Here is a 9,169-nt window from a genome sequence, read left to right as displayed (position 1 = left end):
TCAGCACAGACCACAAAGTTATCGGTATTCAGTATATTGTTACCGCTTTCATTCTCTTTTTAGTTGGTGGCATATTTGCAATGATCATTCGTGGGGAATTGATTACCCCAGAATCAGACTTAGTTGACCGTAGTGTTTATAATGCAATGTTCACCATGCACGGCACTGTGATGCTATTTGGATGGACATTCCCCATACTTACAGGTTTTGCTAACTATCTTGTACCTCTGATGATTGGGGCGCGAGATATGGCGTTTCCTAGACTGAATGCTGTTGCCTTCTGGATGATACCGATCGCTGCTATCCTACTGATGGCCAGTTTCTTTGTACCCGGTGGGCCAGCGCAAGCCGGTTGGTGGTCATACCCTCCCGTCAGCTTGCAAAACCCGACAGGAAACTTAATCAATGGTGAAGTAATCTGGCTTCTAGCAGTGGCAATATCAGGTGTTTCCTCAATTATGGGGGCGATTAACTTTGTCACCACGATTGTTAAGATGCGCGCACCTGGGATGACACCCTTCCGTACACCCATCTTTGTTTGGAACGTATTCAGTGCCCAGATTATCCAACTGTTTGGACTACCTGTCTTAACAGCAGGTGCAGTCATGCTTTTACTCGACTTAACAGTTGGAACTAGCTTTTTTGACCCTGCCAAGGGAGGCGACCCAGTTTTATTTCAGCACTTTTTCTGGTTCTACTCTCACCCTGCTGTTTACGTAATCATTTTGCCGGTCTTTGGAGTTTTTTCAGAGATATTTCCTGTTTTTGCTCGTAAACCTCTGTTTGGCTATAAGATTGTCGCCATTTCATCACTCCTGATTGCTGGAGTTAGCGGTATAGTCTGGGTACACCATTTATACGTCAGTGGTACTCCAGGCTGGATGCGGCTGTTTTTCATGCTCACAACAATGTTCGTTTCTGTCCCCACTGGCATTAAGGTGTTTGCCTGGACTGCAACGATTTGGGGTGGCAAGCTACGATTTGATACACCAATGCTGTTTGCGTTTGGTGCATTAATATTGTTTGTATTTGCAGGTATCACTGGCATCACCCTCTCTTCTGTTCCTATTGATGTCCATGTCAACAACACTTACTATGTGGTGGGTCACTTCCACTATGTTCTGTACGGTACAGTCACGATGGGGATGTTTGCTGCTATTTACTTCTGGTTCCCCAAGATGACTGGACGTATGTATTACGAAGGCTTGGGCAAGTTGCATTTCTGGCTGGCGTTCATTGGCACTAACCTCAACTTCTTCCCAATGCACCCACTAGGATTACAGGGAATGTTGCGTCGAGTTTCTTCTTATGCCCCAGAGTATGAATTTTGGAATATTATCGCCAGTATCGGAGGATTTTTGCTAGGTGTATCCACTTTGCCCTTTATTCTGAATATTATTGGTTCTTGGATACATGACAAGCAAGCACCGAAGAATCCTTGGCGAGCAATTGGACTGGAGTGGTTAGTTTCTTCACCACCTCCTGTTGAGAACTTTGAGGAAATTCCAGTTGTTGTGGGTGAACCCTACGGATATGGGAAATCTGAACCGTTGGTAGCCGAGCATTAGAGAGCAGGCCAAATGTTTGATTTGATTTTAAACGCAAAGGTACGCAGAGGTTCGCGCAGAGGGACGCAGAGAGTTTGGGGTGAGGTATTGATCGCATTTTCTCTGTGCCTCTGCGTGAGATAAATATATAGGAGTTTCAAGCAATGGATAGTTCCATCAATCCCTCACACGAGCATACCCATGATGAAGAAGGCAGCAAGATGTTCGGCTTCATTGTCTTCTTGCTGTCAGAGACTTTCATTTTCCTCGGTTTTTTTACAGCATATATTGTCTATAAAACAGCAAATCCTGACTGGCTACCAACTGGTGTTTCTGGACTGGAAGTTAGAGATCCGGCAATTAATACGGTAATTCTTGTTTCTAGTAGCTTTGTCATCTACTTGGCAGAACGCGCCCTTGCACGCCACGACTTGATAACATTTCGCCAGTTTCTAATGCTTTCGATCGCAATGGGAAGTTACTTTTTAGTCGGGCAAGCGATCGAGTGGAGCCATCTTTCTTTTGGCTTTACTACAGGTGTTTTTGGTGGAATGTTTTACTTACTGACAGGTTTCCACGGTTTGCACGTTCTTACTGGCATTTTATTACAGATACTTGTTTTTGGTCGCTCTTTCATTCCTGGTAACTACGACACAGGTCATTTTGGTGTAAATGCCACTTCTATTTTCTGGCACTTTGTTGATGTCATCTGGATTGTTTTGTTTGTCCTGATTTATGTCTGGCAATGACACTTTGTTGTTAGCCACTTATTGGGCTGCTGGTTATGCAACACCCTTCACTTTGCTCTTGGACAAACTTCAAACGCTAACTCGTGTCGATAAAAACACACGTTAAACTCTGCAAAAAAGTTCATGTGTCCCAGTATTATAGGTGTATCTTTCGATTGAGTCCAGGCAAATGCAAGCAAAATAGGCGAGAACGGAGCAACTTCACCAGACAGCACTAAGCCTCGTGCCTCATTAAGAGCCAAATTCCCACTCAACTGAATAGGGACGGTCTGCTCTTGCCAAACTGCTCCTAACTGTAAGCCAATTTCGTAAGGTAGAACATTAACACTCGCACCTGTATCTAACAGCGCGATCGCTTCTGTAGAAAGACTTCTGTTGGTAAGGGTTAAGGGCAAATATGGCATAACGCTCGATCGCCCTTGACTATCAGTTCGCTCTGTGAACAGAAAGCGATGGTCATCAAGCATTGGTGGCTCCCTGTGCTGCCACTAGCAGGTCTGACAATGCTTGAATTGCTTCAGGATCTGCTTGAGGAGACCAGACAACTCCTTGAGTTGATGCCAGTTGATTTAGAAGTGCTTTCGTTGCATCACTCTCCTCAGTCTCTTCTAAGCTGTATCCTTCTTCTTTCGCAACTGCAAGAAGGAGAAAGTGGATTAGTCGAAGTTTATCTTCATGGGATAGTTGACCGACGGTTGGTAAAATTTCGCCCAGAGTCATATTGCTTATTTTGAGATGATATACGTTTAGTTTAGCTCAGTCACCATCAGCACTTTTCCACTGAGTTAAGGAGGCGATGCCTCCGCTAACGCTGCTATTCTTAAATCCATTGTGGAGACATGAACACGTTGCGATCGCAGTTGATTAAAAACTGCGATCGCTCCAGCATTAAATAATAAAACAGGAGCCGTTACCAAAAGAAAAAAGAATTTGCAATAGCAGAGCATATTCACGAATAATGTTAGCATTCGTCCGCGCACAATTGCTGAAGTGATGAGTGCCAAGCACCTGAGAAATTGGTTGCCTTGATTTGTTCAAAATTGCCTAATTAATTTGATTAAAATCCCAAAGGCGCATTATATGCCCTTGGAATAATGAAATCACGAACCATCTTAGGACATACCATAAGGGTTGTATTTTGCAACTAAACCAACAGATTTTAAGCAACTATACGATTTATGCTCGACAATGTACTCTTCTAGCTTAAAAACTTATGCCAGTCGTATTTAATGTAGTAGATGTTGAAGACAAAGAGCATTACTTGAACTATGAAGAGATAGAGGAAACAAAGGTCGCTGATGAAGGATTACGCAACGATGATTACCTCGATGCTCAATGCTTTTTTGTACTCCTCAAAAATGGAGATATACTACTTCTAGAAATGGCTAGACAAAACCAAGTAAGTAAAAACTTCCTTTACCGCTTACTGATGCCAGGAGAATAGTCTCCTTTAATATCTAGGGCTGCCTGGATGCCGACCGTTGCTATTCTTAAATCCATCGTGGACACACAAAGCTGTTGTGATCGCAGTCTTTGATGAACTGCGATCGCTCCAGCATCAAATGATAAACACACGAGCCATTGCGAAAAGAAGGAAGAATTTCCAACAGCAGAGCATACGAATCATGTCAGCATCTTGTCAACAATCCTTCTCATCATGCCAATTGTCTGGAAAACAACATAAATGGTTGATTTCCTACTCAATCTTGCTTATACTTCCCAATGTAAACTTTACTTGCCATAGTAAAGAATATTGGCACACAGATTGGTAGGAGAGTGCAATGATCAATCATCGGGCTGTGCGCGATGGGTGTTTGGTAAGTTTCCTGGCGATTCTTTGCATCGGCTTTGCTAATAATCTAGTCAACCAAGAGCCAATTCTTGGACAGTCCCCAGCCAAGAAAGATGTGATCGTGGCGATGACAACGAGTATTGAGGATAGCGGGCTGCTAGATGATTTAGTTCCGGCGATTGAAAAGAAAACAGGATATAAACTCAAAAAAGTTGCAGTCGGCACGGGACAAGCTTTGGCTATGGCTGAAAAAGGTGAGGTTGACGCGCTATTCGTCAATTCACCTAAAGCCGAACGCAAAGTTTTGTCAGATGGTGCGGTAATTAATCGCCACTTGGTAATGCACAATGACTTTGTGATTGTCGGCCCAGATACTGACAAGGCAAAGATCCGAGGTAAAAAGAATGCTGTGGAGGCATTCTCCCTGATTGCCAAAAATCAAGCATTATTTGTATCGCGGGGTGATGACTCAGGTACTAACAAACTAGAAAAAGATTTATGGCAACAGGCAAATATCACACCATCTGGCACTTGGTATCAGCAAACAGGTTCAGGAATGGCGCAAACTTTGCAAGTCGCTAACCAAAAACTAGGATATACCTTAGCAGATCGGGCGACATACATATTTCAGAAGAAAAACCTGTCTTTACCTGTACTGGTGCAGGGAGACAAGAAACTGTTAAATCTCTACCATGTCATGGAAGGAAATTCTCAGAAATTCCCCAGAGTGAATAGTGCAGGAGCTAAAGCGTTTATTAATTTTGTCTTATCTCCTGAAGGACAGACAATAATTGCAGCCCACGGGAAAAAAGAGTTCGGACAACCGCTATTTTATGTTGATGCCGGTAAAACGGAGAAAGATTACGGCTTTTAGACAAACTTGAGCATCAGATCGTTAAGGGTTGCTTTACTGCATATTTGAGTATTCTTTCCCAATTTTTAAGAGAGTTGTATTTGTGAATACAATCATCGAAGGAGCTTTCAAAGCTTTTGAGCTATTAAGCAGTGGCGATAGTGACGTTTTCCAAGTCATGACGATGACATTGTTCGTATCTGGAACAGCTACAGCCATTAGCGTTTTACTGGGACTACCATTAGGACTGTGGCTAGCATTAGTAGATTTCGTTGGCAAGCAAACTCTGACTAGTTTAATTAACTTCGGTATGGGATTGCCACCTGTCGTAGTCGGTTTATTCGTCAGTCTGTTTTTGTGGCGATCTGGCCCGTTAGGAAATCTGGATTTGATGTACACGCCTACAGCTATGATCGTAGCCGAAGCCATCATTGCTTTTCCAATTGTAGCTGGCTTCAGTTTTGCGGCAATTATCAGTATTAATCCGAAACTACGCTGGCGACTGTTATCAATGGGGGCGACACAGTGGCAAGTCAACTGGTTGCTAATCAAGGAAGCACGGTTAGGGTTAATGGCTGCAATCATGGCTGGTTTTGGTCGCGTCATCTCGGAAGTTGGTGCATCTATGATGGTGGGCGGCAATATCAAGGGGCAGACAAGAGTCCTAACTACAGCGATCGTTTTGGAAGTAGGGAAAGGAAATTACGATGTTGCAATGGCGATCGCATACATTCTCCTGATCATCACATACACCGTTATTGTGTTGCTGACTATCTTACAGCATGACAAGAAAATTCTATGAGTACTAACGAATATGTCCTGAATATGCGACAGGTTAGCGTTGATAGCAAAACACGTAAAAATATCCTGTCAATTGAAAATTTTGCAGTCCGTCCAGGAGAATTGGTCGCAGTGCTTGGCCCCAATGGCGCTGGTAAAAGCACTTTGTTAAGAACAATCAATCTCTTGCAACCTTACCGTGGTGAGATGCAATTATTTGGACAGGATGTCCGCAATGCTAATAAAACATTGTTGCGTCGTCGTTCGGCTTTGGTATTTCAAGAAACCTTACTACTGGATGACACTGTTTTTAATAATGTTGCCAAGGTATTAAAGTTTCGCGGAACACCAACACACAAGATTAAGCAAACGGTACATACCGCACTTGCAACTTTTGGCTGTGAACACCTGGCAAATCAGTCAGCTCGTTCTCTGTCCGGTGGTGAAGCCAAACGAGTTTGTATTGCCTGCGGTTTAGTTGCTGATTCCGAATTGCTGCTTTTGGATGAGCCTTCTGCCTCTTTAGATGTGGGAATACGTCCCCAGATGATCGAGAAAATTAGACAATGGGCGCAAGCGAGGGGATCAGCAGTCATATTAGTCAGTCATAATTTTACAGATATACTGCATTTTGCTGATCGAGCGATCGCTTTATTTGACGGCTGTATTATACAGGATGATAACTTGGAAACTATCATCCGCCGACCAGCTAACGAGCAACTTGCAAGATTAGTAGGAATAGATAATATTATTCCGTGCCATGTAGAACGGAGTAGCCGTGAGAGTTTTATCAAACTTGCAAACGGGATAAAGTTTTTATATGCTGGGGAAATCACAAAACCAATTACTGCATGTTGTTTATCTGCTGATACTTTCAATCTTTACGATGCAAGTTCTTCAATGCGGCATAAACTATGTTCGGTAATTATTGAAGGGCTAGTAGAACGGGTTTTAAATGGTATTGGGATTTGTAGTATTTGGGTTAAGGTGGGAGAACAAACTTTAATTGCCAGAGTGCCTCGAAATCATATATTCGGCAATATATATCCCCATGAAATGATTCAGCTGGCATTCAATCCTAAAGATGCACATTTTGTTTAGAACAATAGACGGTTTTATACTAGAAATAGCGGTATAAATAAGAATTTAGTCAGTCAAATTAGCAAAATACTCTAAAATTTTACACATGGCAGTATTTATATTACTAAAATCATCATTCCGTGCAAGCATTTCTTCGGGTTTCTGAATATATTTACCTGTAACTAGTTCCGAGGCGCAATTGTCAATAATTTGCCGAACGCTGTCTTGAGTTGATTCTAGGTGAAATTGTAAACCTAATACTCTATCTCCATAAATAAAAGCTTGATTTGCACATACTTCACTAGAAGCTAGTCGTACAGCACCCGGTGGTAAATCAAAAGTATCGCCATGCCAATGAAACACAGTGAAAGTTGCAGGTAATGAAGCAAACACCGGATAACTTTGTGCTTCTGTTGTCATTTGAATCGGATACCAACCTATTTCTTTTTCCTGACCTTTGTAAACCTTGGAACCTAAAACATCAGCGATTAGCTGCGAACCAAGACAAATGCCAATAACTATCTTATTCTTTTTGATTGCTTCTTCAATAAAATGTTTTTCCAAAGTCAACCAAGGATACTTATCATCCTCATAGACATTCATCGGCCCGCCCATTACTATCAACCAATCTAGGTTATCAACAGATGGCAAACTGTCACCGTTATAAAACTTAGTTACGGAGAGAATATGATCTTTCTTTGTCAACCAGTGTTCAATACTAGCAAGTCCTTCAAATGGCACATGTTGTAAGTAATGAATTCTCATCCCTGATTGCTCCGAACTTAGTTGCAGTGTGATTTTTTACATTAAATCATATAATAGACTTCATTTCAGGAGTGCTGTACATGGATAGCGGGGCGTTTAGCCTGTGCGATTATTGCTTTTTTACTCAGCACTTAGCACTGTTTCAGTAACGCCGGATTTTGATGCAGTCTGGATTAACGTTGCCGCCACTTTTTTCGCCTGTGAAGCGGTTGACCAACTTCCTTCCATCATCGCAACCACGATCGCACCTTGCACCAACAGAAGCAGTTGCCTAGCTAACTGTTCCGGTGATGAAACTTCTGCGGCTTGAGCTAGGCTTTTGATATAGCGGTAAATCGATTGTTGATGCTCCAATGCCACTCGATGTCCAGGATGGTCAGCATTGGCTAGTTCCACTGAAGCATTAATGAATGCACAACCTCGGAAATCTGGGCCCTCAAACCATTCCCGCAGGGCATCAAATATTGCCAATAGTTGTTGGGATGGGTTAGAAGCTCGTTGCTCAATCGTGGTTTTGAGCCATTCACACCATTGTTCATCCTGTTGTCGCAGCCACGCTTCAATCAATGCATCCTTTGACTTGAAATGATTGTAGAGCGACATTTTAGCAACGCCAGATTCCGCAACGATTCTGTCAATACCGACATTGCGAATTCCCTCTCGATAAAACAAGCCTGATGCTGTACTTAGAATGCGATCGCGAACAGATTTACGGATTGTTTTCGGTTTAGTCATTTTAAACACCAGGTTATTTAATTAATCTGGAAGTTCAACAAGAAAGGCAGAGGGCAGAAGGCAGGAGGCAGAAGGAATACTGTTTTGCGCTAAAGCCCGTGATCGCTAGGGAACAAGGGTCTGAGTCCCCCACCATAATCTCGGATTTGGTGGCCAAGAATTGAGCGGGGTTAAAGCCCCGTTCAAATTCTTCCCTTCTGCCTTCTGCCCTCTGCCTCCTGCCTTCTTTACTTAAGTTTGTTTTACCCAATTGGTTAAATAGCAAATCATATTATTTATCGATTGCTTATTCTATTTTTTCATTCGCCAAAGCTTCGATTCTTTCTGAGGATTTAAGAAAACACTATCTGTAAATAATAAAAGGTTTATCCCAAAAGTGATTGATGAACTGCAAGCAGACCAAAGTCCCCCCGAACTTCAGAACTGCTACCGATCAACTACTTCCACAATCCTCCAGAAACTTGTGGAGCAAGACCATCAGTTCATCAAACAATTGGTTAACTTATGGGATTTGGTTTCATCACTACAGCGCAAGTGCTTGGAGATCCTTTGTGCGTGAAGTGGTTTAGATTCCCTATAAATCAAGAATATCATACATCTGGCCAATTTACTTGCGCTGAGGAATTAATTTACAAAGAGTATTCGTGGTTACAATTAGTCATCATATCGAGAGCTTCAAACCCGATAATTGCGTTATTCTGTTGTTGAAAGTTGAGAAAATATCGTCGATTTCTCCTTGGTGACATATCTATAGTCAGGACAGAAAGTAAATCATTTATCTCTTCACTTCCAGTTAGAATAGTCTGTCTATTCTCTTGACTAAAAGTCTTATATATAAAAGGATTGCGGCTGCTTAAAATCTATACAG

General features: G+C 42.2%; 12 protein-coding genes. 6 read left to right on the top strand and 6 right to left on the bottom strand.

The window, feature by feature from the left end; all coding sequences use genetic code 11:
- Both ctaD and IQ229_RS03700 read left to right on the top strand, forming a co-directional pair.
- The coding region (gene ctaD / locus IQ229_RS03705) for a cytochrome c oxidase subunit I (protein ID WP_194041392.1) at positions 1 to 1,568 on the top strand (1,568 nt) is incomplete at its 5' end.
- A 143-nt stretch (positions 1,569 to 1,711) separates the two neighbouring features.
- Entirely contained in the window at positions 1,712 to 2,296 is a 585-nt protein-coding gene (locus IQ229_RS03700) for a cytochrome c oxidase subunit 3 (protein WP_194041390.1), read from the top strand.
- A gap of 47 nt (positions 2,297 to 2,343) precedes the next feature.
- Here IQ229_RS03700 and IQ229_RS03695 read toward each other — a convergent pair whose 3' ends face one another.
- From IQ229_RS03695 to IQ229_RS24420, 3 genes are all read right to left on the bottom strand, one after another.
- Positions 2,344 to 2,763, bottom strand: coding sequence for a pepsin/retropepsin-like aspartic protease family protein (locus IQ229_RS03695; RefSeq protein WP_194041388.1), 420 nt, complete (start codon positions 2,761 to 2,763; stop codon positions 2,344 to 2,346).
- The gene (locus tag IQ229_RS03690; protein WP_194041386.1) at positions 2,756 to 3,016 is read right to left on the bottom strand and encodes a hypothetical protein; all 261 of its coding nucleotides are present in this window, start codon (positions 3,014 to 3,016) and stop codon (positions 2,756 to 2,758) included. Before IQ229_RS03690 ends, IQ229_RS03695 begins: the two co-directional genes overlap by 8 nt.
- Positions 3,017 to 3,081: 65 nt before the next feature.
- Positions 3,082 to 3,213, bottom strand: coding sequence for a hypothetical protein (locus IQ229_RS24420; RefSeq protein ID WP_265582947.1), 132 nt, complete (start codon positions 3,211 to 3,213; stop codon positions 3,082 to 3,084).
- A 296-nt stretch (positions 3,214 to 3,509) separates the two neighbouring features.
- Between IQ229_RS24420 and IQ229_RS03685 the strand changes: the two genes are divergently transcribed.
- The gene (locus IQ229_RS03685; protein ID WP_194041385.1) at positions 3,510 to 3,740 is read left to right on the top strand and encodes a hypothetical protein; all 231 of its coding nucleotides are present in this window, start codon (positions 3,510 to 3,512) and stop codon (positions 3,738 to 3,740) included.
- Here IQ229_RS03685 and IQ229_RS03680 read toward each other — a convergent pair.
- Positions 3,713 to 3,871, bottom strand: a complete 159-nt coding sequence (locus IQ229_RS03680) for a hypothetical protein (protein WP_194041383.1) — start codon at positions 3,869 to 3,871, stop codon at positions 3,713 to 3,715. The genes IQ229_RS03685 and IQ229_RS03680 overlap by 28 nt on opposite strands.
- 206 nt (positions 3,872 to 4,077) lie before the next feature.
- On the opposite strand from IQ229_RS03680, the gene IQ229_RS03675 reads away from it, so the two are divergent.
- The 3 genes from IQ229_RS03675 to IQ229_RS03665 all read left to right on the top strand — a co-directional run bounded on the left by IQ229_RS03675 (position 4,078) and on the right by IQ229_RS03665 (position 6,822).
- Positions 4,078 to 4,962: an ABC transporter substrate-binding protein gene (locus IQ229_RS03675; protein ID WP_194041381.1), complete on the top strand. Its 885-nt coding sequence runs from the start codon at positions 4,078 to 4,080 to the stop codon at positions 4,960 to 4,962.
- Positions 4,963 to 5,044: 82 nt separating this feature from the next.
- Positions 5,045 to 5,743 carry an ABC transporter permease gene (locus IQ229_RS03670; RefSeq protein WP_194041379.1) on the top strand — a complete coding sequence of 233 codons (699 nt, stop codon included), beginning with the start codon at positions 5,045 to 5,047 and terminating at the stop codon, positions 5,741 to 5,743.
- On the top strand, positions 5,740 to 6,822 hold the full coding sequence (locus IQ229_RS03665) for an energy-coupling factor ABC transporter ATP-binding protein (protein WP_194041377.1): 1,083 nt from the start codon (positions 5,740 to 5,742) through the stop codon (positions 6,820 to 6,822). The genes IQ229_RS03670 and IQ229_RS03665 overlap by 4 nt, the downstream gene beginning before the upstream one ends.
- Positions 6,823 to 6,867: 45 nt before the next feature.
- On the opposite strand, the gene IQ229_RS03660 is transcribed toward IQ229_RS03665, so the two are convergent.
- A complete protein-coding gene (locus IQ229_RS03660) occupies positions 6,868 to 7,566 on the bottom strand; it encodes a type 1 glutamine amidotransferase (protein ID WP_194041375.1) in 699 nt (232 codons plus the stop codon).
- A 120-nt stretch (positions 7,567 to 7,686) separates the two neighbouring features.
- The gene (locus IQ229_RS03655; protein WP_194041373.1) at positions 7,687 to 8,301 is read right to left on the bottom strand and encodes a TetR/AcrR family transcriptional regulator; all 615 of its coding nucleotides are present in this window, start codon (positions 8,299 to 8,301) and stop codon (positions 7,687 to 7,689) included.
- Between the last annotated feature and the right edge of the window lie 868 nt (positions 8,302 to 9,169).

The sequence above is a fragment of the Nostoc cf. edaphicum LEGE 07299 genome (assembly GCF_015207245.1).
GTDB classification, from domain to species: Bacteria; Cyanobacteriota; Cyanobacteriia; order Cyanobacteriales; family Nostocaceae; genus Nostoc; species Nostoc edaphicum_B.
This window is presented reverse-complemented; position numbering and strand designations above follow the sequence as displayed.